This window comes from Candidatus Acidiferrales bacterium, assembly GCA_035515795.1.
Taxonomy (GTDB): domain Bacteria; phylum Bacteroidota; class Ignavibacteria; order Kryptoniales; family JAKASW01; genus JAKASW01.
This window is the reverse complement of sequence record DATJAY010000004.1, coordinates 65,234-91,363: the sequence shown is the minus strand read 5'-3', so window position 1 is coordinate 91,363 and position 26,130 is coordinate 65,234. Positions and strand designations below refer to the sequence as shown.

Genomic DNA, 26,130 nt, shown 5'->3' with positions numbered 1-26,130 from the left:
AAGGCGAATTTTCTTAACGACCCATAGACCACAAGCTGTCTCGTGCCAAAATCGTATATTCCTTTTTTAATTCTTTGACTTTATTGCGGAGCTATTATACCGTCGGAATAAACCTGTACTTTCCTGGCAAACTCAAGTTTTCTTCCTAGAAATCTTTCGGCGATCTCGTTAAACTTCTGGGGGAAGTCGCTCACATAGAACTCGTAACGAGGTTTTGATTTCTGCTGGTTCAACATTTTCGTCAAGGAAAGAAGCTCCTTGACCGCTTTTGCGGTTGCCTCTCCGGCGTCAACCAGTTTGACTTCGCTTCCCAATACGCGAGCAATCGCATCGCGAAGCAAAGGATAATGCGTGCAGCCAAGAATCATGACATCAATTTTTCCCACGAATTGAGAGAGATAATCACTCGCGATAATGTTCGTTGCAGGATGATCAAATAGTCCCTCTTCCGCCAGCGGAACAAAGAGAGGACATGCCTGAGCCATGACACTGATATTTTTTCCAAGACTCATTAACGCGGTCGAGTAGGCACAGGAATTTATTGTCGATAAAGTTCCGATTACTCCGACCCCGCGTGTACCGGAAAGCTTAACGGCCTTTCGCGCCGTAGGCTCAATGACTCCAATAGCAGGGACAGTAGAGCGAGCGCTGACAACATCCATGGCGACGGCTGATGCAGTGTTGCACGCAACGACAATAATCTTGACTTTTTTAGAAAGCAAAAATCTCGTGTCCTGAACTGCATACTCCCTGACTACATCCTGTGATTTATTCCCGTACGGAACCCGCGCCGTGTCGCCAAAATAAATTATATTCTCCTGCGGCAACAGATTGATCAACTGGCGCACTACGGTAAGTCCGCCGATCCCGGAATCAAAAACGCCTATTGGTGAGTCCGGCTGCAAAATTTGATCTTCGGGAGGATTCACTTAAAGATCAACTCGGATTGTATCGACTCATTTATGATTCGTAAAATGCTTCCCCTGAGAGAATCAAGCTCGACCTGTAAAGGTTTTGTTCCGTCGTTACGCAGAACATAGAACGTATCTACTATACCGTCAACCCTCGTAGCTATCTTCGCAAAATGGATGCTCAGGCCGGCGGAGGAGATCGCGGATGTGACCTTATACAAAAAACCAAGAGAGTCCGGCGCGAAAACTTCTATGAGTGTAAAATCGTTGGTCTCCGAACTTTGCACGGCAACCTTGATATTTGGATTTATTTCATTCTTCAATCGCCTTTGCCATCTCATCCGATGCCTCTCGAAGAGGCGTTCAGGATCGGATTGTCCGGCAAGAATCGCCCGCAAGTCCGATTCTATTTTTTTCATCTGCGAATCGGCTAGATTTTTTCTTGTAATGTTGTCGAAGACTTTGAAGCGGTCTATGATGACTCCGTCATCCCTGGTAAAAATATTTGCGTCAACTATGTTTGCGTCATTTGCACTGAGGGATGCACAGAACCGCGAAAGCAGGAAAGGAGCATCGCGAGCAATGATGGTGACATCAGTGTAATCCTCGTTTTGACTGAAACTGATATTTGCATTATCGAGAGTCGACTCTATCGCCTCGATGTGATCGACGATCTCCTTGTCTTCAAACACAATGGCATACAGATCATTTTTTATTGAATCAAAATGTTTCCTTACTGCGTCATATTTCCCTGAAGGCATTTTATCAATAATAGCCTGCTCACGCAGTCCACGCTGCTCTTCCTGCAGCGAAACGATTCCTTCCGCGTCCAGCGATTCGTCAATTATGCGGAGTGACTTCTTATAAAGCTCGTGTAGCAATTGTGCCTTCCACTTTGTCCAGACTCCCGGATTGACCGCACTCAAGTCCGCATAGGTAAGGAGGTAAAGCATCTTCAATTGTTCATCGCTCGAGAAAATTCTTGTGAACGCATAAACGGTTTCCGGATCGCCGATGTTTCTTCTGAACGCGACCTGTTCCATTTTCAGATGATTCAGAACAAGGAAAGAGACATCGTCAATTATGTCGTTGAATCCTATGCGTGAAAGCGCCTTCTCTGTAACCTCCACCCCCACAATTTCATGCCTTCCGATCGAAATCGGTTTCGCAATATCATGAAATATCACACCGAGATACAGCGCGTCGCGTCTCGACACGCTTCTAAGAAGTTCACCCAGAATCGGATCGCGCTCGCCGATGCTTTCAAGATTCTCGATGGCCGTTAGAGTATGTTCATCGGCAGTGTAATAATGGTAAACGTTGTGTTGGAAAAAACCGATAAGCCTTCCGAACTCGGGAATGTAGCGCCCAAGCACACCCAGCTCGTTCATGGATTTCAAGGTGAAGGCGACATTCCCGTTCGACATCAAGATGGACCCGAAGATGGAGGCTGCTTCTTTTGACGTTCTAAAACCCGGATCGCTAAAAACGTCAAGCTCCTGTGCCAAGGTTTCGTGGACATTTTCATCGAAGTGAAAGCCTGTGGCCGCCTTATGCTGAAATGCCTTAAACAGGCAAATAGCGTCTTTGTGGACGCCTCTGCAAAAAGAAATTTTGTCACCGGTGAGTGAATAATCGTGATCAAGACTTACAGTCTTCGCCTCAGAGCGCTGCGGATTCAGCATGGCCCTTATTTTATCGGATAGGACCTGGTTGAGCCTGTATATCTTGCGGGCATGACGGAAATAATCACGCATGAAATTCTCAACAGCTCTTGTGTGGTCATCGCTTGCATAGCCCATGTCGACAGCAACCTTCTTCTGTATTTCAAAGTCAAGGAGATCATTCAAGCTGGACGATTGGTAATGCAGGCTCTGTCTCGTCCTGAGAACAAACTCGAACGCATCACGAGTATGAGTATATTGGAGATGGTTAATAAATCCTTTTTCCAGAAGTTTGTCAAGCAAATCCAACAGAGCCAGCTTCGGTGCGGAAAAATCCGCAACAGGAAGAAAATCGGGGTATATCGACCGGAACAACCACAGAAGAACTTGAAGATCTCGCAAGCCTCCGGCGCTTTTCTTTACGTTCGGCTCGAGAAGCGAAGTTGACTTGCCGTATTTATTGTGCCGTACCACTATGCCATCGAGAGTAGAATTTACAAAGCTGCGATCGTTGTTGTTCGTTATGAAATCACGGACTGCAGAGTCTAAGCTCCGAAAAATCGTCTTATTTCCCGCAACGTACCGATACTCGAGCGTTGCAGCCCAACTATCATGGTCGTCCTTATAAGTATCCAGAACCTGCCCGACGTTCCTGACAGAATGGCCGATATTGAGTCCCATGTCCCACAAGAAGTGCATCACCCTTTGAGCAAGGAAGCTGGCATCAATGCCGCCTGTAATGATGAAAGTAATATCAATGTCCGAATGAGGGCACAACTCTGCCCTGCCGTATCCACCGACCGCAACCGCAGCAATTTTTTCCCCGCTACCGGTTGCTTCTACCGCGCTCGCAATAGCCTCATCCACGGCGCCCGTAAGAAGCAGGGAAACTGCGGTGCTGTCACCGTGGGCAACGTGAAGGGCTTTGGATTCATCCCTTCTCGCACTCAGTCTTTCTATTGCGGAAACGACCTTCTCTCTCATATAGTAAAATATATGAAACGGGATAGAATCGACAAAGGAAATAAGTCCCGAATGGTGCTCGTGACACCTGCGGCCCGGTGATTGAGATCAGGAGCTTCTTACAATTCTCCTTGATTGATTTCAGTTTGGTCCAGCGCAGTCCTCACCTTTTCGATGAGCTGGTCGAAGCCAAAAGGCTTCTCGATCAATTCCACAACTCCTTTTAGACCGGCTCTCTCTTCAGGCGTTATGTAGCCGGTGGAAATCAAAACTCTCACCTCTGGATTGATGATGAAAAGATTGTCGAATACCTCCCTGCCCGAAAGTTCCGGCATATTCAGGTCTAGCACAACGAGATTTATTCTCGCCCACTCCTTTTTATATATCTCGATCGCACCCATGCCGTCTTTCGCCGTGACGACCTTGTAACCTGTCTGCTCCAATAAGAATTGTGCGGCTTCCCTGATTCCTTCCTCATCATCGACGAACAATATTCTTTCTCCGCGAGGTACGGTTGATTCCTTTACCTGCTTCGGCGGAGATATCTTTTTCTCAGTTAGCGTCGCAAGGGGAAAATAAATATTGAACACGGTTCCCCTTTTCAATTCGCTGTAAACTTTCAAGAATCCCCTGTGAGAACGGACAATTCCGTAGACAACACTTAATCCTAATCCTGTGCCCTTACCGGGCTCTTTGGTCGTGAAGAACGGTTCGAACACTTTCGACATCAACTCGGGCGGAATACCTTCACCATTATCCTTCACCATCAAGAAAACGTACCTACCCGACGCAACTTGATATATCTCTCCTTCGGTAGGAGATACTTCACGAATCTCGGTCTTGAGCGTGAGCGTCCCACCGTGAGGCATTGCGTCTCTAGCATTCACGGCAAGATTGAAGATCACCTGTTGTATTTGGCTCTGATCCCCATCGACGTAAACAGCTTCGGAACTTAGTTGAGTCTCGATCTTTATCGTTCTCGGAAATGTTTCCTCGAACACGCGCAGAGATTCAGTAATAATAGAATTGACGTCGAATATCCTCCGCTCCTCTAAACCCTTTTGCCGGCTGAATGTAAGGAGCCTCTTAGACAAGTCGCTCCCTCTTACTGCAACATTGGTAATGTTCTCCGCGTATCTTATCAGATCCGGATCGCCAAGCTTGTGTTGAAGAAGTTGAGACGAGCCGAGAACCACCTGGAGAATATTATTGAAGTCGTGAGCGATCCCTGCCGCCAACGTTGCCATGGATTCCAATTTTTCAAATTGTTCCAGTTTCTCTCTTTCATGCAGCTCAATCGTATTATCCACGACGAGGGACTGAACCCCTTGCTTATTCCCGATGTTTATTATGCTGGAATATCCGGACAGCGATATGATCCTGCCCGAACTCGTCTTGCCTTCGACCTGCCATTTGCCGCCGGACTTCTCGCCGGAGATGATCGAATCAAAAATACCTTTCAAAGACTTAAAATCCCTGCTCTCTAAGAAAGGAGAAAGGTCGCTTCCTGTGAGCTGCTCTACTCCGGTTTCCAGGATGTCTGCAAGCCGGCCGTTTGAATAAATGAGACGACCGTCGACCATAATGAAGCTGCCGATGTACGGATTTTCTACTATACGCCTGTACCTATCTTCGGAGCTGCGCAGCTCCTGTATCTTGTTTTGTACCTCCTTTTCGAGCCTCAGCGACCAGCGGAATGACACAGAGATCAACACTACCCCGCCCCCGAAAAGGCCAATTACCAGCAAGCCCGCGAGAATCAAGAGAGAATTTGTCGGTTGGGAGAGCCGGGACACTCGTCCTTCGCGCTCCATCCAGGCAAGTATCCATTCATTGTTCTCGAACTTCAGAGGAGAAGTTATAAGCAAATAATATTCACCGACGCCCGCGTTGTTTTTTCCCCTCAGAATTTCATAGCCACTAAAATTCGAGTTAGACAAAGCTTTAAGTTTTTCTGAAAGATCGTCTGCGTTCAAATTCTTTTTCCCGAGGATTACTTTCTGAAAATCTAAGCCGGCCTCCTCCTGAAACGGCGAATATGCGATTCTGAAATCCCTTGACAAAAGCCGATAGCGATCGCCGAAATCATTAGTGTCGATCGCATTTTCCAAAAGGATCTTAGGAATATTGATAACTGCAAAACTGCATAGGGCGGAAGTCGGACCGTCGTCTCCCTTCACAAGGGCGAATAATTCAGGGCCTCCTTCATATTGCCTGACGGCAGAAAAAGCCGCTGCACTATCATGAATACTAACGAGAGTTTCTTTTAACAGCGCAACTGCTTGTGAATCATACGCGCGAGATTTGACCTTCCGAATAAAAGTGATTTCTCCCTTTTTGTTTGCGCTGCCGACAACATCGATATAGTCGTTGTCACGCTGGATGCCGGTTAAAAACAATCTATTGCCGTTTGATTCTAACGTCCGCTGCAGATCCGAGGCAATCTCCTGCAAAGCGGATCTCATCCTTTCGGTAGTCAGTTTCGTCAAAGAAAATCTCGACTCGGCGTAACTTTTAAGCGCAGTAATTCTGAGATTCTCATAGAATGATTCTGCTACCAACAGTATCACGAATATAAAAATCGTCAAGCCGCTTCCTATGATGTACAAGTCGCGCAACACACTGACCCTGAGCATATCTAAATAGGTCGTTTTTATTCGTTTCAGCGTCATCGGAAGATACTGCCGTACAAATCGCAAAATAATTAGCGCAATGACGGAAGAAATTGCTGCACCTATAATGTTGATAAAGATCCTCGGGATCTCTGGCAGGTAAAAATTCTTGGTATAATAAACCACTGTCAGCCAGATCAAAGGCTCCAGTAGATAGTAAGCTGAAAGAACTCTGGTTAGCTTGGCTTGCACAGATGATGATGGCTTCTCTGCAACGTTGAAAAATTCCGCGACAAGAAAGACCATTCCAAAGAGCATGACCTGGTTTACTACATAGCATATGGCACCGAAGCGTATATAGGGCGAACCGCCGAGGAGCATGAGATGCAGAACAAAAGCTATGACATAGATTATCGACCCGATATGCGCGATCTTTATTTCCCTTGTCACCGATCTCTTTTCCCGCGATCTAGTTGACAGAAGAAAGAAGTAAACGCGGCTCGTGCCGATGAATGCAAATATTAATCCTGTCGAGGTTGCAAACGTCAGCATGAATATCCAGAGTGCATCTGCACTTCCAAACACGACGTCGAAGTAAACCTTAAACAATGATGAAAACAGCACGATGGAACTGCCTACAAACAGAGATGTACCCCCTCTGGATCTCCCCTGTGCAAGTCCAATCCTGAAGGAGAGATGAGTCAGAAGTGCAACCGGAAGGAAGACAAACAAGAAGTCCAGTATGTCCGCAGCAATAATCATTATTTAATAGGCGCTCTCGGTAGAATAATACACCGTGGAGAATGTGTAATCAAGTCGAAGATCCCGTGCGAGGGATATGGTGGGACAGGAACTAGCTCATAGTTGACAGCACTAAGTTAACCGCACATAACTATAAACTATGAGCTAATTCAGATTCAAATTCTAAATTTCAAAATGCTTAACGTGACCGAAACATTCTTTGCTGCATTAGGAGCTACAATCGCATTGAGAGTACCGATTCCGATGTCGAAGTCCCATGCCCAAAGGTTGAATCCAAATCCGGCTGACCATCTGAACCCGTAAGCACCTCCGAGACCAAGTCCAGTCCGAATAGGAAATGGATAGATCGGCCTCCACTCAGCGCCGAGCACGAACTCAGGAGTAGTCGAATTATTAAATTGATTGTTGAAGCCTTGATGATAATCAATCGCAACCAAAAGCTGACCGGGAATTTTTGGGAATAAATCATCCAATTGCGCCGAAGCGCCTATGTTCAATTTTGTAGGAAGCCACGTGGAGAAACTTGAACCGGCTATGTCTCTATTCTTGAAATAATTTTTGAACACATTGTTTATGCTGTCAAGATTACTCGTAGAACCTGCAGAATCGCTGTAGGCCGGAGTGAATCCTGAAAAAGTAATCGTTGTGTCGCCATGGGTTAGAACAACCTTCTTCGACCAAGAGATAGCACCGATATCGGTGAAACTTATCCCGACCTTTATGAAATTCATCACTATGCCGTTAACGCCAATGTCAACTCCAAATCCTGTCCCCTGGGGCGCGAACGGATTGAAGTGTACCACCGTGTCAGGGACATTGCTCTTAAACGCTTTTGATAATACGCTGCTCATCAAACCTGCTCTCTTAGCATCGAACCCCATGTTGACTATGTAAGAGTAAGAATCATTCGCAGAATCGGCATAGAGCGACGTATTAGTACTTTGCATTGAAGTATAACTGAACCCCGTCACATATTTTAGCCCGATCCCAACGTTGAAATCCTTCGCTATCTGTTTAGGAATTGGAATGACATCAGGAAGTTTCATCGCGTAGTCGACGTTGTAAGTCCTGTACCAAAAAGACTTCAAAGCCAGATCGTTCCATGAGTAGTTCGATCCCCAAGTTGGCAAATTCAAGGCAAATGAAGCAAAGGTATTCGGAATCGCCGCCTGCGCACCGACTTTCTCATCAACAGAAAATCCTAGTGCAAAGACCAGATTCCTTATAGAAACGCCGAGCCAACGAATGTTTTCGTCTGTGCGAACATTCCCGACTCCGCTAGGAAACGCATCGAGTATATTCTGCTTGTCGGATTCAGAGAGATACTTTCCTATCGTTTTGCCGGTACTGTCAACCTGGCCCGTACCGGTGAAGTAATTGTTATAAAGATCTAAGTTCAAGAAATCAGAACCGCTTTTGATAGAAAACGGAATAAGCTCAAAGACAACCTTTCCCCTCGAGACTTCCATCAAGTTAGCAGGATTTGTTCCGATCGCATCGATGTCGGTCGAAACGGCAGTGGATAATCCTCCAAGTGCGGTCAGTCTTGCGCTGGGAATCTGCTGAGCGTTCACATCGAGGAATGTGAATACAAGAATGAAAAGCGAAAGGTTTGCTTTCAACACGGTCGGGGCGTGAAGAGCGAAAAACATCGTATTCTTTTTCATGTTGTTTTCCCTCCTCACTTAAACGTATTCTTATCTACCCTGAAGTGGAAATTCCCATACACTTTCAAGGAGATAGTATTGTTCTTCGTGAATGGAACAGGCGTGGAGCCGAGCGGAGTTGAAAAATTATAATCGAATCTCATGTATGACCGCCCGAACAGCTTCGCCTGGTTCGACATTAGGCTGATCGTGCTCTTACTGAATTGGGGAGCTATGACCGTACCATCCTGATTGAAATCCGCCGCGGGCGGAGCCTGAACAACTATGCTGTCAAACTGGGTGACTGAATCTGTCAACGTATCTATGAACTGCGTCCTCAACGACAATTGCAGCGGCACCCCGTTCTTGATTTCGAAAACAATTGCCGCGGTGTCCACGTTGCTCATCTTGGCACTCGTTGAAGAATCGAAGACAGGTTTGGTAGTGGTGTCTACGTAAGAAGAGTTTAATATCCCTAAATAAAACGGCATCAAAATGAGATTTGTGCCGCTGACTGAGTCAGTGCTCTTTATTGTACCTATCGAATAAGATGAGAGATACGGGACAGTCGGGCCCGGATTCACTATGACGTAGCCGTTGATGAAAAATTCATCCGGGAGCGTATTGGTCCGGACCGCAAACGAATTGAGCGCATTCGCAAATTCTCTTCCCACCGCTATCGTGTTTACCTTACCCGGATAAATAACAGTGTCGACTACAATCGAATCTGAGAGCAGAGAAGGATATTCGGCGCTTCCGGGTTTCATGCTTATGTGCGCGAGATACGGGAAGCCGACGCTGGTCATCTGCAAGTTAAGTTTAGTCGAATCTCCCAGAAATGTTATACCTCCATGAAACTTCGATTTAAGATCGCCAAGGTTGATTTTTTGCGTGTCATTAGCGAGCGTGAGTGGACCCTTTAGGTGTGCCTCACCGGTAAAAGAATTCAGGACAAGATCAGACATGCTGAACGTTGCCCTTACAGTTTGCGAGGTGCTGATGTTTACAAAATTCCCGTTCGAACCCGGAATTTGAAACGTGGCGGTATAGTGGATTGAATCGCTGGGGTTGCCGCGCGAATCTGCCGTGTTGAGCTCGTAGCCATTCAGCGGAATCGTTATGTTGTCCATGCTGCTTGAAGCCTGCAGAGTATAATTGACTCTCAGTGTATCATTGGGGTTGTTCTGTCTCGTCAAGCTGCGAAAAACTATTTGAACCGGCAATGTGAGAGGCAGATCGTTCCTCATGCTCAGTGTGAATGAACCGGATTGGATATCGGCCTTGATAAATTTATTTAGATCGACGAGAACGATGGCCTGGTTTATGATAATCGGATTTTGAGGTGGAATGATGGCATTCGCCGAAGACACTCGCAGATCGAGGAACCCGACAAATATGTTCAACAAATTATTCGATTGGTAAGTTGAGGTGCCGCCTCCTGGCGAGTTATATGTCAAGGATATTTGCGGATGACTCGAAAGCGTTCGACCCGTTATGTTCAAGACGGTATCGAATCTTCCACCGTTGGGAGCCAACGATAACGGATGCCCGAAAACTGGGAGCGGATTGCCGGAAGCGTCCAGAAGATTTACACTGCCGCTGTCAAAATTTATCGTAGCCGGATAACCATTTGTAATAGAGATATGCAGTAAGCCGTTGCTCAGTGTTGCCGAGTTATAATTTGTAAAGAAATGGTCAGGCGAAAGAGAAGTCGTCGTGGGAGGGATCGCGGGAACAGGACCCGTAGTCCCCGAGGGCACAGGGTTCGCGACAGTATAATTGAGGGAATCATTCGCATCGATCTTGAAATTGGTAAGGGTTTGTGTTTGAGTGACGGGCGGTACCGCATTAATTCCTAAATCTGTGCCTATCTGCACGCCGCTAATTTGTTTGAATCCGGAAATCGTAAATGCGTCGATTGGCGGGGTCGTATAGATGTGCGTCGTGTCCCCGTCGAAAACCTTGACCGAATCTTTATACAAAATTTCACCGAGGGTGTATGTCCGGTTAAATATCGGTGCCGAAAACTGCGTATCCCAGGTTGGCATCACAAACTTCCCGACCCTGTACTTCGAGCATCCCCAAAATGCGAGAAGAGAACCAACGAAACAAAGTAATACAATTCCCTTCTTCATAAACTTCTCCTTATTTTTAGTAAAAGTATTTTAGCCTCTCTCCTCATTAGCTCCCGCTGAAACACACATTTTCGCCAGCACACGCATCAGGATAACTAACAAAACATTCCGACAGTATGTTTCAGGTCACAACGACAATCAACAAGTGAGCATTATCAATATGATTCCCAAGCATAAGAGGGTTTGAAGTTCGGGTAAAAACCGCTCTCTTTCCTTCTCAATCTCATAATTTCTGATGTTTTTCTTCAAGCTCCCGGCGGCTGAAATCCGAACGGTGCATTGGGCACAGGTCCAGCAAATACTTTTATCTCGCCGAAACTGCGTTCGTATTTCTCCACATTCTCCCGGAGGGCCCCCAGAAGCATCTTTGCATGTTGTGGGGTCATGATAATTCTTGCCATCACTTTCGCCTTAGGCACGCCCGGCAAAAGTCGAGTGAAATCGATAATAAATTCTGCAGGCGAATGAGAGATGATTGCGAGGTTTGAATAAATCCCTTCCGCTTCTTTTTCACCGAGCTCGATGTTGATCTGCTGCGGAACATTTTTTTCTTCAGGCATTAACCACTCCTTAATTCACACTTGTGCTTTTCGAAAAAACCGTCAAAATAAAATGCCGCCGTCTGAACAACGGGTTGAAACCACGGCGGCATTAAAACAAAAACGGCGACGATAGGTCAGTGAACTTGCCTTAATGAATCGGCCTTTCGAATCGCCTCCTGTGCCTTCTGAGTATTATTCATGAAAGCATAAACTTTTGCAAGCAATTCCCAGAGATTGGGGTCATCGCTTTTATAAGTGGAGTACTTCTCTAAATACGGAATCGACTGCTCAAATTTTGCGCTGACTGCCTTGCGTAGCGAATCGGGGTCGCCGTTCTTCGCAGTGCTGTTTTGGATGTGAACTCCCCAATTGACGTAGCTTGCGCCGAGATTGTAGGTCGCGTTCCAGATAGTGGACTGCGTCCTTTCCACATTTTGATTCAGTTTCGGCGCATTTGCCGATGAATCAGGATGGGCAAGTTTGTCTTTCAGTTGTTCCAGCGTCGCATTGCCGGCATCGATCGCCTTTTTGAATTGGGCAACGGCTTTTTCAAATTCATTACCTCTCAACAGGATAACTCCGTAGTTGTATTGGAAATCGGAGCTACCGGGATTTTTCATGGCGCCAGTCTTGAATGTCTCCGTTGCCTGCTCTGTCATGTCCGCCGCAATGTAGCAGTTCGTGAGCACTGTCATCAGATCCTGATCGTCCGGGTAGATGTTCGTGGCAGGCACGAGCACATCCAGCGCCTTTTTGAATTGATCAATCGCTTGAAGATATTTTGTAGAATCGATGCCTGGGTTGTAAGCAAAGTCAACCTTCTTCGTCTTCAACATGTCCTGATCGAAAGTCAGCGTCAGTCCGTACGTTTTGTATATCCATTTCTCTTCCTGGGTGGAAGTTCCTGGAGATTTTTTCTTTCCCTTTTGAGCAGAAGCTGAAATTTTCTGATCCGGCTGACCTATTGTGGCTGCAACCTCCTCTTCACTTACTCCTTCTACTATAGAGTTCAGATTTTTCAGTGTATTCAACTTATCCTGGCTACTATCCTCAAAATCCTGTTTCAGCTTCTGCCCTTTTTCGTAATAAACTTCGCTCAAAAATTTCGCCGCGTCCTGGTCTTTATCTTTGTTCCATAAGACCATCAATGGCTCCACAGCACTGTCGTTCAGCGCCATGTTCAGATAGGAATAAGCAAGCCCTTTATACGACAACATGCTATCAGGTTCTACTACGATTGCATTCTCAAACGCTGAAATTGCCTTGCCGTAGTTGGTGCTGGTATCTCTGCCGGTTTGCAGATACTTTGTCCCTTGGTTGTACAATTGCACCCAATAATGTGTCCTAACGTCAGTAATATTCTGCTTGTTCTCGTCCGAAATCTTTAATGCATGCTGAAACGCTTCCATCATCCCGGTATACTTCTGCCTCTCTCCGCGCACGTAGCCTAACCAGTACCACGCCTCTTCGTCTTGCGGATTGGTGCTCAAATCCTTTTGAAGTTGGTCTTCCGCTTTGTCCCACTGACTGTTTTGAATGTATAGCTTTGCGCTTGTCAATTCCGCGGACGAACATTGAAAGCCAATGAACGCAAATGAGACAGCGATAACGGCAGCCATGACTGCCAATATTCTGTAGTTTTTCATCGAATACTCCATTTGAAAGTTATGCTAAATGACACTGATTAATATAAAATTCCGGTCATGGATTTACAATGCAAGGCAGTAAGAGTGCTGGAGCCGGGCCTCGAGGCCAGAAGATTCGGAGTTGGCCGGATCAAGGCTTCATTTCGATTTTTGGTTTTGATTTCTCGGCAGATATATCGTTCACCGATATATGGAGTTAGCGTAGATATATTCTTCCACGGCTTGCGGAACCAGGAATCTTATCGACCGGCCCGAGTGCACACGTCTGCGGATGTCTGAAGAAGAGACGTCCAGACCAGGAACACTCAATACCTCGACGCGTCGAAGCAATCCCTGGTCGACAGACTCAAGCGCAAAACCAGGTCTATTCATCGCAACGACATCGCATTTATCCAAAATCTTCTCGGGATCCTTCCAGGAATAAAAATCGATAAGGAGATCTATTCCTATTACGAGAAAGAACTTATCGTCCGGAAATTTTCCTTTCAATTCAATTATGGTATCGATTGAATACGATGCTCCGCTCCTCTTGAGCTCAATATCGCAAACTTCAAACTTGGGGTTACCTTTTATCGCGAGCTTCACCATTTGCAAGCGTACATTGGCAGGGATTATTTTTTCATTCAACTTGTGCGGTGGAATCGCCGCCGGGACAAAAAGCATTTTGTCCAACCTCAGTTGCTCGGTCGCACTTTCGGCTGCGATAAGATGGGCAATATGTGGTGGGTTAAAAGTGCCGCCGAGAATGCCTACCCTTGCGGAGGATCCTTCGGACATTAGATTTCGCCGAATTTTTCCTTCAGTCCCTGCAAAAAGTTCGCAGTACGGCGGGCATTCTCAACCACCTGGCCGTTGCTCACAAAGGATTTATAGATCTTTCTCAAGCCGGCAAGGTCGCGGATACATTGGAACCTATTCAGGGTAAACATCATCGATGATAGCGGAGCGGAAATTTTCATTGCGACTTCGAACGGGTCTTTGGCATTCAGCGCGTCGAAAATTTGGACATGAGGCTTTTTCAAACCGATCATATAGAGCTGATCGACCGTATCGGGCGCCAGCACAACAACGTCGTCGTCTAAGCTCAGTAATTCAAAAACATGTTTGATAGCCTGGTTCGGAATCAGGGCAGCATCCAGATCGATGTAAATCAGTTTCTTGACGCCGTCGGAAAAAATGTTGTCTACTGCGTTGCCGATTTTGTCGGAAAGCTTGTTACCGATAGCCGGCTTCAGCTTGTACTCAAATCCGGCATGTCTGAAGATATGTTCAAAGTCAGCCCGCGCGTCTGCCGGATCAAAATAAATATATGGGTGAACATGGAACTGCGAAATTGCACGTTCCACCAAATCGTAAAGCAGTGACACATGAAGTTCTGCTGCTTCCTCATACGTCAATGGTGGTACAAGATTTGTGCGGACTTCCTTCGGCAGCGGCGTCCGCGAGACAATAAGAACCGATCTTTCAATCATGCTGTAAAAAGTTATTCAAGAAAAGTGAGAAGTGCAAAGTGAATAATGAAAAATTTCCAGTTGCTCACTTATTGCAAATGACATGTCTTCGTGAAGCCTCTTGTTCCTCTCTTAAGAATTGAATCTAAGTATGCGCTTAATTAAGTTCCATTATCGGTAAGGAGTGAGAGGCTTTCAACCTTTTGCTTTTCGTTTTTCATTCACAAGAGAAGAGATGGCAAGACTCAATTCGGAAAGTGTCGTCGAGGAAGTGCGCCAGGCTACTGACATCGTTGATGTCATCTCGCAGTACGTACGACTACAGAAGCGCGGGAAAAATTATCTCGGGCTCTGTCCGTTCCATAATGAAAAGACTCCCTCATTCACCGTGAACAGGGAAAAGGGATTGTACCATTGTTTCGGCTGTGGAGTCGGAGGGAACGTCTTCACGTTCGTGACGCAGTACGAAAAGATTTCTTTCGGCGAAGCGTTGCGACAGCTCGCCGCGCGGGCGAACATCACCCTTCCTTCTTACAACAGCGAAAAGCAAAACGAGGTCGACGAGGTCCTCGATATCAATGAAAAAGCCTGCAGGTACTACAGAGATATGCTTCGCTCGGACGAAGGCGTAGATGCGCTCTTATATTTGAATAAAAAAAGAAAATTTACCGACGACACAATTGAAAAATTCATGCTTGGCTTTGCACCTGACAGATGGGATGGACTCCTTAACTATCTGAAAAAAAAAGGAATGGACGAGAAGGTGGTCGAGAAGTCCGGGTTGATTCTCAGGCGGCAGGACGGCTCCGGATATTACGATAGATTTCGGGCCCGCGTCATGTTCCCTGTTCAATCGCCGAGCGGAAGAATAATCGCTTTCGGCGGCCGGACTTTGAAAGGCGAGGAGAAGGCAAAATACATAAACTCGCCTGAGTCCAGCGCTTACATCAAAGGAAGGACCCTCTTCGGGGTTTATCAGGCGAAAGACTCGATAATCGAAAAAGACGCAGCGATACTCGTGGAAGGATACGCCGATCTCATTGCCCTTCACCAGGCCGGAATAAAAAACGTCGTTGCCTCGAGCGGAACGGCCTTGACTGTCGAACAGATACAATATATCTCGCGTTACACCAAAAATGTTTACCTGGTTTATGATGCCGATACTGCGGGACAGGACGCTTCAATGCGCGGAGCCGACATCCTTCTCGAACAGGGAATGGACGTTTTCATTGTAGAGCTTCCGGCAGGCGAAGATCCTGACACGTTTGTCCTCTCTCAAGGCAGCGAAGAATTCATGCGACTAATTCAAAATGCAATGAACGTCGTGGAATTCAAAGCGACGCTACTTCAGCGACGCGAGCGTCTGCCGAAAGGACCGAAGGGACCCGCGGCATCAGGATCTTCGAGAAGCCAGATCACCATCGTTCATTCCATCGTAGAATCCTTAACAAAAATAAAAGATGCAATCAAAGTAAACTTATACGTGAAAGACCTCGCCGCGAAATTCGAGTTACGAGAAGACGCGATTTATCAGGAGTTGAAAAAGAAGAAGGCGATCCAATCTCAGCCCTTCATGCGCGACCATGAACCCGATATTTCTTCTCGACGGTCGAATGTCAGCGATCGGCTATCGACTGCCGAAAGGGACTTGATCAGTCTCCTGGCAAGCGTCGATGAATCGTTGTGGGAGGTCATCGCAAATCAGATCGATAGACTTGACATTCAGAATCCAATCAGCAAAGAGATTATCCAGAAGATCATCGACGCAAGATTTTCCGGGAAAGAGATGGGATCTGTGATCGATGAATTGGCAGACGAGGACATGCGCAAGTCCTTTGCCCAGCTGGCTTTCTCTACAACGCAGAGAAGCAAAGTTTGGTGGGAAGAAATCAGGCCGAGCAGTGAGACGCCCGATTATCTTAAGTGGATCTCGCAGCTTCTTATCTCTTTCGAACTTGAACAAATCGAGCAGCAACTTAAATTGTTAAATTCTAAGATTACCGGTGCTGAAAAGAGAGGACTGTCTACGGAAGAGTTTGACTCGAGATATCAGGAACTCGTGAACAGGAAACAATTTCTTTCCGAAACTTACAGCGATAAAAATCTTTTAGAACAGTATTTTGAAAGTCTGAAGAAGTAGCTTTTAGCCGTTAGCTGTCATCCAACGGCTAAGACCAAACAAATAAGAGCTTGGAAATGATAGAGATACACGAAGATAAGTGCGACTTATGCGGCTGCTGTGTAGGCGTTTGTCCGGAAAACTGCATCGACCTCAGCGAGAGCCGTATATCGATCGTTCACGAAATCTGCACCGACTGCCGAAAGTGCGAGTGGGCGTGTCCTTTTGAAGTGTTTGAGTTCAACCGCGATAAGGTGAAGCGGCACCCCGGGAAATTGCCACAGGCCGGGCTTGTCGCATGAAAGATTCTTATGATGTAATCGTTGTAGGTGCGGGTCCGGCCGGCTCGACGGCTGCGAGATATGCAACACAAGGCGGCGCAAAAGTTCTCATGCTTGAAAAGGACCGTGAGGTCGGTGTGCCCGTTCGGTGCGGCGAGGCGGTTGACCACGAAGGCCTTATCCAATTTCTTCAGCCCGACAAGAAATTCATCGCGGCAGAAATCAAAGACTTCAAACTCGTCGCCCCTAATGGAAAAGTCGTCAAGCCGAACATCGATGGCGTCGGATATATTTTGAACAGAAAAATATTCGATTATGAATTGGCGCGCATTGCTGCAGACGACGGAGCTGAAGTCGTTACAAAGGCGTACGTGGATGGGATCACCAGAAATAACGGTACGGTGACCGGCGTTTCGGTGCAATACCATGGTGAACGGTTGACTATCAAAAGCAAAATTGTCATAGGCGCAGACGGCGTAGAGTCGAGAATCGGGAGGTGGGCAGGGATAGACACCACCGTTTCGATGCACGACATGGAGTCAGCCGCACAGGTCACGGCAGCGAACGTCGATGTTGAAGAGGGCACTTGCTATTTCTATTTCGGACAGAGGTACGCGCCTGGCGGTTACTTATGGGTTTTTCCAAAAGGAAACAAGACGGCAAACATCGGGCTCGGTGTGGCGGCAGACGAAAGCAGGAAAAAACACGCTCTGAAATTTCTTGAAGAATTCATGCAGGAAAACTTTCCGAATGCTTCGATTCTCACAAAGATTGCCGGGGGCGTTCCGTGTGCGGAGTCGCTCGAGAAAATGGCAATGCCCGGGCTGATGCTGGTCGGAGACGCCGCGCACCAGGTCAATCCGGTTTCGGGGGGAGGGATAATCAGCGGCATGATCGGCGGAAGGATCGCTGGGAAAATTGCGGCAGAAATTATCAGGAAAGGCGATATGTCCTTGATGGAACAGTATGAGAAAGAGTGGAAAAATTCACTCGGCGGCCGCCATGACAGATATTATAAAATCAAAAAGGTAATTTATAAATTCAGAGACAGCGACCTCGATTCGATAGCCGATGCAATCACGAGGCTGCCGGAAGCTCAGCAGACTCTCGGCAACCTGTTCAAGCAGGCGGTGATCAAACATCCGATGCTGATCGTCGACGTCATGAAACTCTTCTTCGCATGAAAATAGATGTCGTCCTCAATGTCGATGAACGCATCACGAAAAAAATAAAATATGGATTTACTCTGCTGTTCCAGCCTCTCCGTGTAGAAGTTATTTTTTCCGATGAAGTCAAGGACAACTCCATTACCATCCTTTATGGCAAAGAATCACCGTCGAGTCAAAATAAAATATTCCATTTAAGGGCATCTCACGAGTTTGAAGAATGCATCGAACATTCCAGACTCCCGGACATTTCTCATCTTGAATGGCTTGAATTCGAGAGGAAGAGACTTCCGAAGTTGTTTCCGGTTTCGGGTGCCGCCATTGACTTCGATATCGCCGCCGCAGCTTTCATGCTTGCTTCCGAATTCCAGGATCTGATCAGTCTTGAGAGAGATGAATTCGACAGACTTCGTGCGATGGATTCGCTGCAGGACAAGCTCGGCATTTTAGATTATCCCGCGGTGAATTATTACTCGATATTCTTGAAAGAAAAATTGGAGAAATTTTTCGATACCGGGATAGAGCTTAAGAAGTATGCGGACGCCGATCATGGAATCGCCTTGACCCACGATGTTGATTATACCAGCTCGCTCAATTTGAGGATGATAAAGCGAAACATTTTCGGACATGCCATACTTAACAAAGAAAATCTCACGCCGAACGAGCGCGCCGTGAAATTTCTCCGTCCGCTTCTTGCTATGACGGGGTATGATCCTCCGAAAAACGGATTGAAATTTCTGAGAGAAACCGAACTCCGTTCAGGACTCAAGTCGACATTTTTCATCAAGACGGGTGCGACTGCGAGAGAAGACATGAATTACCATTACCGCTCTCGCTCGCTTAGAAATTTCATGCGTTCTCTGATGAATCATGGCTTCGACATCGGTATCCATCCGAGCATGCGCACTTACATAGAGGGCGAACAACTCATCCTTGAAAAGACGAGACTCGAAAACCTGGTTGGGAAGGAGATCAATTCGGTAAGGCAGCATTATTTGAAATTTACCGCAGGCAAAACCGTCGGCATCTGGGAAAACGCAAGACTAAAATATGACAGCACTCTCGGCTTTTCTCGAAAAGCCGGTTTCCGTAACAGCATCGCCTTCCCTTTCCCCCTGTATGATTTTCAGAAAGACAGGATTTCTACAGTGACCGAATTACCGTTAATGATCATGGACGGCACATTCTCAGCTAATCGAAGCCAGCCGGTAAATGAAACTTATGACAAGATGAAAAAGCTCGTGGATGAAACCAAAGCTGCACACGGGGCCGCTTCGATTCTCTTCCACAATTCTCTGGCAGATCCCATCGACTTTCCGGGCTACAAAAGAATTTACAGCCGGCTCTTATCCGAAGCAGAGAACGACAGATTCAGAATGGACTCACTCTCGGGAATAATAGAACAATTCCGCTGATGAGTAGACGTGCACAGAATTTTGTGTCTACGTGAACCCATACGTAATTCTCTTCATCCAGCTTCTCCTTTCCGGAGGCAATTATATAATTGCAAACGCTGCGACACAAACGATCCCTCCGCCAAATCTCACATTCTTGAGAACCATCATCTCCGGATTTGTTTACCTGCTATACTTTTTCTATGCGGGACTGCCGTTCAAGTACAGAGGCCGGGATCTGGCGCTTCTCCTGTTTCTTAGTTTTACTTCGGTCTCGCTGAACCAATTAGGATTTCTCTATGGGATGAAATACACGACCGCAACGGAAGGTGCGCTGCTTTATGCACTGACGCCGATTTTCGTCATGGTTCTTTCGAGAAGATACCTGAATGAAAAAATTACATTTATGAAAATCTTGGGCACAGGGATGGCATTCGTAGGTGTGGTCGTCGTGGTTTTGTCAAACGTATCGTTCAATGGAGCTTCATATCACTTCGAATTCTCGCACATGAAAGGGGACGCTTTCATTTTCACAGCAGTAATCGCCTGGGCAACATACACGGCGCTCGGTCGGAAGCTGGTGGTGAAGTATGGCGCGATCACGACCACTATGTTCACCGCCCTAATCGGAACAGCGATGTACGCCCCTGTCGGAATATTTTGTTCCATAGGATACAGGTACACTTCGCTGTCGGGTGGCCAGTGGCTGCAGGTTCTCTACCTATCGCTCGGGACTTCAATTGCAGGATATTTATTATGGTACTATGCGCTGGGAAAGATCGAGGCCAGCAGGGTGGCTGTCTTCACGAACGGGCAGCCGGTGATCACCGCCATCATGGCTTACATATTCTTGAAGCAAAGCATCGCACTGCCGTTTGCGCTCGGCGCGCTCGTCACGATTGGAGGGGTAATCATTACACAGACGGATTTGCAGAAGAGACAAAAATCTTAGTCCGAAGACTGCTTAGTTCTCCAGTAGTACACCCCACCTAGGTTCCATCTCAATATGAAGCTCGTGATTCTTTATCGTGATGCTCTTTGAATTCAGCACGTCGTTGAATATTCTACTGCCTACGTTCAAATTCACGTCCACAGATTGCTTCTCCTCCGACAGGTTGAAGCCGGCGATTGCTACTCGGTTTTCATATTCCCTTTCAAACACAAATACTTCTTTTTGATCGTCTGCAATGAGGGTCGTGTAGCCGCCGATCGTTAATGCCGGGTCCGATTCCCTTTCACGGATCAATTTCCTGTAATAGTCAAAAAGATTTTTGTTAAAAATATTTTTATCCTCTGTTCTTCGGACTCCGTCCGCAGGGCTGCTCTTCTCGTCCTCATATTTCAAATCTCGCCACAGCATCGGCTTCCTGTCATCGGGGTCGGTCGCCCCCCACATTCCGGCTTCATCGCCGTAATAAATCATCGGTGCACCGACATAAGTCATCTGGAAAAGTGCGATCAGCTTTTGCCGCTGAATTGCTGCAGCATCCGGCTTGGAAATGACGTACGCCGGATTATTCCTCGGACTATCGTCGGCGTTAAAGTCGCGGTCGGGATTCATTATCATCGACTCAAGCCTGTCGGTATCATGGCTGTCAACAAGATTCTGTAAGACGTAATCGATGCTGTCCGGGTATGAATTCCTGAGCGCTTGAAGAGTGGAATCGAACTGCGTCGGCGTGATTGCCATCTTCCTGTCGATGAAGAATTTCATCACCGCCTTCGCAAACATGTAATTCATGACTCCGTCGAACTCGTCACCCCGCAGCCATGGTGCAGCATTGTCCCATATTTCGCCTGAAATATACGCATCCGGTTTTATGCTTTTCACAAGCTTTCGCCAGTCTTTCCACAAAGCGTGCGGCACTTCATTCGGGACGTCGAGTCGCCATCCGTCAACACCGTTCGCAGGATTCCCATCGGGAGCCAGCCACCGCTTCGTGATCGCCATGATATGCTCATATGGACCATGGACAAGTCCGGTGATGGTATCTTTTCTGAAAATCGGCAATGACTTTAGCCCCCACCAGCCGGCGTAATCGAACTTCGTCCCTTTCGCCGAGTCGTTCCAGCTTGTCACCACAAACCAGTCCTTGAACTTAGACTGCTGTTGATTTTTCTCGACATCCTTGAAAGCCCAGAAATCGGTGCCGACGTGGTTGAATACTCCATCGATGATCACATGCATTCTCATCTCGTGGATTTTCTTCACGAGTTTCAGGAATTCTTTGTCCGCAGAGGTCCATTTCCATGTCGATGAATCGCCGGGATTCTCTTCGGACATGATTTTCAAATCACCCCCAGGATCCGGACCGAAGTTGTGGTCGATGTGAATGTACGTCGCGGTGTTGTATTTGTGGAGTGAAGGCGACTCGAAAACAGGATTGAAATAGATCGCGTTGATGCCTAGTTTTTTCAAGTACGGCAGTTCATCCATGACCCCTTCCAAATCACCGCCATACCTTCTGTCAAAAACGACGTCATAAAACTTGTTTGAAAACTTCTTCTCCCAGGGCTGCAACTCGTACCAATCGCTCATCCATGGGGAAACACTCCACTCGCGTCCGCCGACCTGTGCATCCTTCATAGTTGGATCATTCTCTGAATCTCCGTTTCGGAACCGCTCCGGAAAGATCTGGTACCACACAGCTTTCCTCGCCCAATCGGGAACTTGAGCATTTGCTGTTGCGACCCAGATTGCAGAGACAGCAAGCGATATTAGAAGACGATTCATTCGATGATCCTTTCCCCAAGAATTAAGCCTTGCGAAGGTTTTAATACTTCGCAAGGTTTTCTGAATTTTTTACTCGCAGATTTATTGCTTTTCCCCGATCGGCTCTTCGACGACCGGCTTATCCAATTCCACTTTTACTTTCTGTCTGGCCTTTGGCTTCCCCGCCTTAGGCGGATCAGCTTTTGGCTGAGAAATTCGCCGCTTCCTTTCTCTGATGATGACAGGCGATTTCCTCAAGAACCGACGATCGTTGTCGGCGCGAGCCGGCTCTTGATCGTCTTTCGCCTCGGCGTACTCAAAGACCTCGTATTTATAATTGCGAATCACCATCTTCTCATCATCATGGTACAGAACATACTGCGGCAGAATAGGAATTTTTCCGCCCCCGCCGGGAGCATCGATCACGAAATACGGAACCGCGAGTCCCGAAGTGTGTCCGCGCAGTTTGTCCATGATTTCCAGGCCGACACGTATCGGTGTACGAAAATGATTCGTGCTCTTCACCATATCCGCTTGATAAATATAATACGGCTTCACACGCATCGTCAGGAGCTTGCGATTGAGCTCTTTCACAACATCGGGGTTGTCATTTACGTCCTTCATCAGCACCATTTGATTGCCGAGTGGAAAACCCGCATTCGCAAGAAGATCGCATGCCTGTTTCGCTTCGGGCGTGCACTCCCACGGGTGGTTGAAATGGACATTCACATATATCGGATGATATTTCTTCATCATCTCGACAAGCTGCGGCGTAATCCTCTGCGGAAGAACACACGGCATCTTGGTATGAACGCGAATTATCTCAACATGCGGAATTTCTCGGAGTCCTTTCAGCACTTTCTCCAGCATCACGTCGGTAAGCATGAGCGGGTCGCCGCCGGAGACAATGACGTCTCTAACTTCTTTGTGCGCCATGATGTAGTCCAGGCCGTCCTGGATATACTTCATGCTGATCTTCGTCGAATCGCTGACCTTCCTCTTTCTTGTGCAGAAGCGGCAATACATGGAGCACTGGCTCGTCACAAGAAATAAAACTCTGTCGGGATAACGATGGGTAATGCTTGGAACCGGGCTATCGTGGTCCTCATTCAGAGGATCCGTCGGCAATCCGTCGTCTTCAAGCTCCTTCCCATCGGGCATGCATTGAAGCCAGATAGGGTCGCCGGGATATCGAATGAGATTTAAATAGTACGGGTTGATCCTGATGTGGAAAAGGCTGTTGAGCCTTTCGGCAGTCTCTTGATCAAAGTTGAATTTTTTGACAAGGTCATCAGCGCTGTCTATACTCTGCCTCAGCATCTGCTGCCACAGTTCCATAAATTAGTCCTCCGAAATTTGTTTTACATATATTACGAGATCATCCGCAGGCCGATAGTAATCGCGTACTCTGGCGCCTTCGTGATAACCCCGCTTCAAATAAAAACTCCGTGTGGGAAGATACTTTTCCTGTGAACTTGTATAAATGGTTATCAGTCTCCCTTTGTGCCTCGATATATCATCCTCGGCAAAGTTCAGCAGCTCCGTTCCAATTCCCTGTCCTTGAAGAGCCGGATCGACCGCTACCCAATAGACGTCATAAGTGCCATCGGTTAACGGAACAGGGCCGTAACATATATACCCGACAACTTTGTCATTCACCGCCGTGTAAGTCCAATATCCGCTTTCGAGAGATTGCGTAAAAAAGGAGCCGAGCAGTTCATCGGCGATTTTTATTTCTTCAGCCGTGAAGTAGTCTGTCCTCTTGAGGATATCCAGGATAGATTCGTAGTCTTCCCGGATGGTGGGTCGGATTCTAACCAAGCCGTCTCTTAAATGCTGATTGCACAATATTGTTTATGAGCCGGCCGTATGACCAGCCGAGGGCTGCGGCGCTGCGTGCAAACCCGGAAGCGCTCGGCGACAAATCAGGATTCGGATTCACTTCCAGTACGAACACATTTCCTGTCTTGTCAACCCGCATGTCAACCCTGGCGTAGTCTCTGCAGCCCATCACCTGATAAGCTTTGATCGCAGTGTTCTGAATTTTTTGTTCGAGCCGCCTGCTTATTTTGGCGGGACAAATCGGAACCGTCGACTTGTATTCCACACTATCAGGGATCCACTTCGCTTCGTAAGAGACGATGTGCTGATACCCCTGAGGCATCGTGGTAAAATCTATCTCGGATGTCGGGAGCACAACGACTTCATCGTTTCCGACAATTGCAACATTGAATTCCCTGCCGTCTATGAATTGTTCTACAAGGATCGGTTGATCGAATTTCTTCAGCATGTCGGCGAGCAAAGTCTGCAGGTGGTCGCGATCGTATACGACGGACGAATTCGAAATTCCGATGCTGGCATCTTCATGGATCGGTTTCGCAATAGCGGGAAAACCTATTTTCTTCCGCGCCACTTCATCGGCGGAATTGAAAACCCTGTATGGTGGCACACTTATCTTGTGGAAAGTCAAAATTTCTTTCGTTCTGACTTTGTTCAGGCAGCTTCCGAGTGTCAGCGGATTGCTTCCGGTATATCGTATGCGCAGCAGTTCATAGAGACCCGCGACATTCATCTCCTGGAACGAGTCACCTTCGATAGATTCGCATAGATTAAAAACCAGGTCCGGCTTCTCTTCGCGAAGTTTGTCGATAAGCTGGTTCATATCCGGGCTGGTGATGATCGTCGAAACGTTGTAACCCGCCTCAGCCAGCACCGCAGCAACGGTGTCGACCTGTTCGACGACGCTTGTCGTTGATGTGTCGAGCAAAGCAGCCTTCGCTTCTGCAGCTATTTTTCCATTGAAGGCCAATTCCAGTTCAGACGTGATGTCTAAAGCTGACTCGTCATAGATAACGCACACCTTCTTTTTTCTTGGCATGAGCCGCCTCTATAAGTTCAACAAATACAACGAATTATAGCGACATCGCATCTTGCATCTCCGCTATAATTTACCTGTTCTTTTCAATGCCGCATCGAGAACTGCGTTCATCATATGATCATAATCCAAACCCGCGGCTCTTGAAGCCATCGGGAAACAGGAATGCTCTTCAGGATCCGGCAAGATTCCCGGGAGAGGATTGATCTCTATTACGTTCGGTTCGCCCGAACCATCCAGGCGCAAATCTATCCTCGACCAATCACGGCAGTTCAGAACTTCAAACGTTTTCCTGCAGACGTATTCTATTTTTGCACTCAAAGAATCATCGATTGGTGCCGGACATTTGAAAACCTCAATCGGAGATTCTCTCGTGTCCCACAACCATTTTGCTTCGTAAGAATATACCGGCAAAGCTTCCGACGGCAGCGAATCAAATCTTATCTCGACCGGCGGCAAAACTTTCAACTCATTCCCGTTACCGAGGAGCGCGACGGTGAATTCCCTCCCGGGCAAGTATTCCTCTATGAGCGCAGGCTGCTCGTAATCATTCAGTATCCGTTCAACTTCCCGCTGGAGAGCTGCCGGGTTCTCCACATAGGATGAGTTGTAAATTCCTTTGCTCGAACCTTCATGGAGCGGCTTGACGAAGAGGGGATAACGCAGCGATGCCTTCGCCGCCTCCCCGAACGAATTTGCTACCACAAATTTTGAGGTCGGGATCCCATGATAGCTTAAAATCTCTTTTGTCCTCGATTTATCAAGGCACATCGCAAGGGTGAGAGGGTCGGAGCCGGTGTAGGGTATCCCGAGGAACTCAAGCATGGCCGGAACCTGCGCTTCCCTGCTGACGCCGTTCATTCCTTCGGCGATATTAAAGACTATGTCGAAATCTCCGTCACGAAGTTTGTCGTAGGCATTCTCGTCCGCCTCGACAAGGGTAACATCGTGGTACAGGGACAACGCGCGTGCGACCGCATCTATTGTCTCTTGAGTATCCCACTCGGCAAATTTATCTATGACTTTTTTTTCGGAATCAACTTCGATTTGAGGGGAGATTTCATTTGGAGATGGTGGAACAGGACTGGAGGGAGAAGAGGCGGATTCGACTTCGATGGTGCTCTCTTTCTTGACGTTGAAGGCAAGAGCAACGTTCATAAAGTCTTCCGACACTGGTTCGACTTCAACTTGGTCCGCCGAGCTTGTCGGTCGGGCAACCTGTATGTCAATGAAGCGATCATTCCTTGTGT

At 47.2% G+C, this 26,130-nt stretch carries 19 protein-coding genes; 5 read left to right on the top strand and 14 right to left on the bottom strand.

Annotated features, from left to right (window positions below):
* Positions 1-80: 80 nt before the first annotated feature.
* The 9 genes from murI to VLX91_03075 all read right to left on the bottom strand — a co-directional run bounded on the left by murI (position 81) and on the right by VLX91_03075 (position 14,353).
* Positions 81-929, bottom strand: coding sequence for a glutamate racemase (gene murI / locus VLX91_03115; GenBank protein HUI29182.1), 849 nt, complete (start codon positions 927-929; stop codon positions 81-83).
* The gene (gene glnD / locus VLX91_03110; GenBank protein ID HUI29181.1) at positions 926-3,559 is read right to left on the bottom strand and encodes a [protein-PII] uridylyltransferase; all 2,634 of its coding nucleotides are present in this window, start codon (positions 3,557-3,559) and stop codon (positions 926-928) included. The genes murI and glnD overlap by 4 nt, the downstream gene beginning before the upstream one ends.
* A 98-nt stretch (positions 3,560-3,657) precedes the next feature.
* Positions 3,658-6,912, bottom strand: coding sequence for an ATP-binding protein (locus tag VLX91_03105; protein ID HUI29180.1), 3,255 nt, complete (start codon positions 6,910-6,912; stop codon positions 3,658-3,660).
* A gap of 155 nt (positions 6,913-7,067) precedes the next feature.
* A complete protein-coding gene (locus tag VLX91_03100; GenBank protein ID HUI29179.1) occupies positions 7,068-8,579 on the bottom strand; it encodes a DUF5723 family protein in 1,512 nt (503 codons plus the stop codon).
* Positions 8,580-8,593: 14 nt separating this feature from the next.
* Positions 8,594-10,693: a hypothetical protein gene (locus tag VLX91_03095; protein ID HUI29178.1), complete on the bottom strand. Its 2,100-nt coding sequence runs from the start codon at positions 10,691-10,693 to the stop codon at positions 8,594-8,596.
* A gap of 245 nt (positions 10,694-10,938) precedes the next feature.
* On the bottom strand, positions 10,939-11,253 hold the full coding sequence (locus VLX91_03090) for a DUF3467 domain-containing protein (protein ID HUI29177.1): 315 nt from the start codon (positions 11,251-11,253) through the stop codon (positions 10,939-10,941).
* 116 nt (positions 11,254-11,369) lie between these two features.
* A complete protein-coding gene (locus VLX91_03085) occupies positions 11,370-12,881 on the bottom strand; it encodes a tetratricopeptide repeat protein (protein HUI29176.1) in 1,512 nt (503 codons plus the stop codon).
* 180 nt (positions 12,882-13,061) lie between these two features.
* Positions 13,062-13,658: a nicotinate-nucleotide adenylyltransferase gene (nadD, locus tag VLX91_03080; GenBank protein ID HUI29175.1), complete on the bottom strand. Its 597-nt coding sequence runs from the start codon at positions 13,656-13,658 to the stop codon at positions 13,062-13,064.
* The gene (locus VLX91_03075) at positions 13,658-14,353 is read right to left on the bottom strand and encodes a hypothetical protein (protein ID HUI29174.1); all 696 of its coding nucleotides are present in this window, start codon (positions 14,351-14,353) and stop codon (positions 13,658-13,660) included. The genes nadD and VLX91_03075 overlap by 1 nt, the downstream gene beginning before the upstream one ends.
* A 214-nt stretch (positions 14,354-14,567) precedes the next feature.
* Between VLX91_03075 and dnaG the strand changes: the two genes are divergently transcribed.
* Genes dnaG through VLX91_03050 form a run of 5 tightly spaced genes read left to right on the top strand, consistent with a single transcriptional unit; the run spans position 14,568 to position 20,244 of the window.
* Entirely contained in the window at positions 14,568-16,472 is a 1,905-nt protein-coding gene (gene dnaG / locus VLX91_03070; GenBank protein ID HUI29173.1) for a DNA primase, read from the top strand.
* Positions 16,473-16,528: 56 nt separating this feature from the next.
* A complete protein-coding gene (locus VLX91_03065) occupies positions 16,529-16,753 on the top strand; it encodes a 4Fe-4S binding protein (GenBank protein ID HUI29172.1) in 225 nt (74 codons plus the stop codon).
* Positions 16,750-17,916 carry an NAD(P)/FAD-dependent oxidoreductase gene (locus VLX91_03060; GenBank protein HUI29171.1) on the top strand — a complete coding sequence of 389 codons (1,167 nt, stop codon included), beginning with the start codon at positions 16,750-16,752 and terminating at the stop codon, positions 17,914-17,916. Before VLX91_03065 ends, VLX91_03060 begins: the two co-directional genes overlap by 4 nt.
* Positions 17,913-19,313, top strand: coding sequence for a polysaccharide deacetylase family protein (locus VLX91_03055; GenBank protein HUI29170.1), 1,401 nt, complete (start codon positions 17,913-17,915; stop codon positions 19,311-19,313). The genes VLX91_03060 and VLX91_03055 overlap by 4 nt, the downstream gene beginning before the upstream one ends.
* A 31-nt stretch (positions 19,314-19,344) precedes the next feature.
* Positions 19,345-20,244: a DMT family transporter gene (locus tag VLX91_03050; GenBank protein HUI29169.1), complete on the top strand. Its 900-nt coding sequence runs from the start codon at positions 19,345-19,347 to the stop codon at positions 20,242-20,244.
* 12 nt (positions 20,245-20,256) lie between these two features.
* On the opposite strand, the gene VLX91_03045 is transcribed toward VLX91_03050, so the two are convergent.
* From VLX91_03045 to VLX91_03025, 5 genes are all read right to left on the bottom strand, one after another.
* Positions 20,257-22,026 (bottom strand): glycoside hydrolase family 13 protein, encoded by a 1,770-nt coding sequence (locus tag VLX91_03045; protein HUI29168.1) that lies wholly within the window; start codon positions 22,024-22,026, stop codon positions 20,257-20,259.
* Between the two features lie 81 nt (positions 22,027-22,107).
* Positions 22,108-23,343 (bottom strand): KamA family radical SAM protein, encoded by a 1,236-nt coding sequence (locus VLX91_03040; protein HUI29167.1) that lies wholly within the window; start codon positions 23,341-23,343, stop codon positions 22,108-22,110.
* Positions 23,344-23,346: 3 nt separating this feature from the next.
* Positions 23,347-23,826 (bottom strand): GNAT family N-acetyltransferase, encoded by a 480-nt coding sequence (locus tag VLX91_03035; GenBank protein ID HUI29166.1) that lies wholly within the window; start codon positions 23,824-23,826, stop codon positions 23,347-23,349.
* On the bottom strand, positions 23,819-24,883 hold the full coding sequence (locus VLX91_03030) for an ATP-grasp domain-containing protein (protein ID HUI29165.1): 1,065 nt from the start codon (positions 24,881-24,883) through the stop codon (positions 23,819-23,821). Before VLX91_03030 ends, VLX91_03035 begins: the two co-directional genes overlap by 8 nt.
* 63 nt (positions 24,884-24,946) lie before the next feature.
* Positions 24,947-26,038 carry an ATP-grasp domain-containing protein gene (locus tag VLX91_03025; protein HUI29164.1) on the bottom strand — a complete coding sequence of 364 codons (1,092 nt, stop codon included), beginning with the start codon at positions 26,036-26,038 and terminating at the stop codon, positions 24,947-24,949.
* Positions 26,039-26,130: the final 92 nt, after the last annotated feature.

Bases quoted from the DNA above. Each gene is read 5' to 3' on its own strand.
- glnD (HUI29181.1), bottom strand. From the start codon at position 3,559: ATGAGAGAGAAGGTCGTTTCCGCAATAGAAAGACTGAGTGCGAGAAGG.
- VLX91_03105 (HUI29180.1), bottom strand. From the start codon at position 6,912: ATGATTATTGCTGCGGACATACTGGACTTCTTGTTTGTCTTCCTTCCG.
- VLX91_03100 (HUI29179.1), bottom strand. From the start codon at position 8,579: ATGAAAAAGAATACGATGTTTTTCGCTCTTCACGCCCCGACCGTGTTG.
- VLX91_03095 (HUI29178.1), bottom strand. From the start codon at position 10,693: ATGAAGAAGGGAATTGTATTACTTTGTTTCGTTGGTTCTCTTCTCGCA.
- VLX91_03090 (HUI29177.1), bottom strand. From the start codon at position 11,253: ATGCCTGAAGAAAAAAATGTTCCGCAGCAGATCAACATCGAGCTCGGT.
- VLX91_03085 (HUI29176.1), bottom strand. From the start codon at position 12,881: ATGAAAAACTACAGAATATTGGCAGTCATGGCTGCCGTTATCGCTGTC.
- nadD (HUI29175.1), bottom strand. From the start codon at position 13,658: ATGTCCGAAGGATCCTCCGCAAGGGTAGGCATTCTCGGCGGCACTTTT.
- VLX91_03075 (HUI29174.1), bottom strand. From the start codon at position 14,353: ATGATTGAAAGATCGGTTCTTATTGTCTCGCGGACGCCGCTGCCGAAG.
- dnaG (HUI29173.1), top strand. From the start codon at position 14,568: ATGGCAAGACTCAATTCGGAAAGTGTCGTCGAGGAAGTGCGCCAGGCT.
- VLX91_03065 (HUI29172.1), top strand. From the start codon at position 16,529: ATGATAGAGATACACGAAGATAAGTGCGACTTATGCGGCTGCTGTGTA.
- VLX91_03060 (HUI29171.1), top strand. From the start codon at position 16,750: ATGAAAGATTCTTATGATGTAATCGTTGTAGGTGCGGGTCCGGCCGGC.
- VLX91_03055 (HUI29170.1), top strand. From the start codon at position 17,913: ATGAAAATAGATGTCGTCCTCAATGTCGATGAACGCATCACGAAAAAA.
- VLX91_03045 (HUI29168.1), bottom strand. From the start codon at position 22,026: ATGAATCGTCTTCTAATATCGCTTGCTGTCTCTGCAATCTGGGTCGCA.
- VLX91_03040 (HUI29167.1), bottom strand. From the start codon at position 23,343: ATGGAACTGTGGCAGCAGATGCTGAGGCAGAGTATAGACAGCGCTGAT.
- VLX91_03030 (HUI29165.1), bottom strand. From the start codon at position 24,883: ATGCCAAGAAAAAAGAAGGTGTGCGTTATCTATGACGAGTCAGCTTTA.
- VLX91_03025 (HUI29164.1), bottom strand. From the start codon at position 26,038: ATGAACGTTGCTCTTGCCTTCAACGTCAAGAAAGAGAGCACCATCGAA.